This is a genomic window from Pseudomonas sp. E6002 (assembly GCF_013385565.1).
GTDB lineage: Bacteria > Pseudomonadota > Gammaproteobacteria > Pseudomonadales > Pseudomonadaceae > Aquipseudomonas.
Map to the genome: position 1 here is coordinate 1 of NZ_JACAPT010000061.1, position 1,697 is coordinate 1,697.

At 56.5% G+C, this 1,697-nt stretch carries 1 protein-coding gene; it reads left to right on the forward strand.

The annotated features are described in order from the left end of the window. Positions 1-95: 95 nt before the first annotated feature. A protein-coding gene (locus HX815_RS31105; RefSeq protein ID WP_218169046.1) for an IS3 family transposase occupies positions 96-1,648 on the forward strand; the annotation gives its coding sequence in 2 pieces (ribosomal slippage) (positions 96-558 and positions 558-1,648; 1,554 coding nt in all). Positions 1,649-1,697: the final 49 nt, after the last annotated feature.

Consider the following 1,697-nt stretch of genomic DNA (forward strand, 5'->3'; position numbering starts at 1 on the left):
GCGAGCGACCTCCGCCGCCGAGAGGCTCAGGGGCGGAAGCATCATTTTTAGCAGCGCAGCTTTGCGCTCTTCTGAGTAGAAAGGCATGACCAGTCATGCCTTTCTACTCAGAAGAGCGCAAAGCTGCGCTGCTAAAAATGATGCTTCCGCCCCTGAGCCTCTCGGCGGCGGAGGTCGCTCGCCGCGAAGGTTGCAGCGATATGTCTCTCCATTATTGGCGCAAGCAAGCCGCTGCCAGAGGAACGCAATTGTCCGACACCAAACAACCTGTTGAGAATTGGTCAGCCGAATCCAAAATGGCGGTCATCATAGAAACAGCAGCTCTGTCAGAGCTGGAACTGGGTGAGTACTGCCGGCGAAAAGGGATTTTTCCTGAGCAAATCACTGATTGGCGCAATGCATTTATCGCCATTAGCACCCAGCAAACAAAGGTTAAAAATGTAAACACCGGCCAGTCGAAGAACGATAAAAACCGTATCCGCGAGCTTGAGCGCGAACTGCGGCGCAAGGATGCGGCATTGGCTGAGACAGCGGCGTTACTGGTGTTGCGAAAAAAGCTCAATGCCTACTGGGGGAGCGACGACGAGGGCAACTGACCTTGTTGCCAGAACGGTATTTACTCGTTGGTTGGCTCAATGAAGCCATCGCGGCGGGCGCCCGCAGGGCGCCTGCTTGTCTGGAGGTCGGCATTTCGCTACGGACACTGCAACGCTGGAGTTTGCCTGAAAAAATACTGGCCGATGGGCGTACCACAACCTCAAGACCCGTGCCCAGCAATGCGCTCAGCGATTTCGAGCGCCAGACCATCGTAGCGCTGTGCAACAGCAAGGCTTACGCGCATCTGCCCCCGAGTCAGATCGTGCCACAACTGGCGGACGAGGGGCGTTATGTAGCCTCAGAGGCGACGTTTTATCGTGTGTTGCATGCCGCAGGCCAGCAACATCGTCGTTCACGTGCCAAGCGACCTCATCGTCATCCGGCACCCACCACTCATGCGGCGACAGCCGCTAATCAGGTGTGGTCGTGGGACATCACGTACCTGCCGTCACCCGTTCGAGGGAAGTTTTACTACCTCTACCTGATCGAAGATATCTACAGCCGAAAGGCGGTGGGCTGGGAAGTTTACGACGTAGAAAGTGGTGAAAAAGCAGCAGTATTACTGCAACGAAGCGTGACCCGGGAACAGTGCTGGCGCCAGCCGCTGGTGCTGCACTCTGACAACGGCGCGCCGATGAAGTCGGTGACGCTGCTGACCAAGATGTACGATCTGGGCATCACGCCATCTCGTGGTCGACCGCGCGTCAGCAATGACAACCCGTATTCGGAATCACTGTTCAGGACGCTGAAATACTGCCCGCAGTGGCCACTAGATGGTTTTAGCAGCCTGGATGATGCGCGTGTTTGGGTGAGGGACTTTATGACCTGGTACAACACCGAGCATCGTCATAGCCGAATCCGTTTTGTGACACCGGCTCAACGTCACGAGGGAAAAGACCGGGAAATCCTGGCCCGGCGCGATGCAATCTACGGGCAAGCTAGAGAAAAGAGACCGGAGCGTTGGTCTGGTGAGACACGCAACTGGAAGCCAGCCGGAACGGTATATCTGAACCCCGAAAGGGAGCTGGCAGTGAGCATCAAGGTCGCGTAGCACGATGGTGGACGCGACAACTACCTTGAAAAACGCCGGGTAGGCCGCT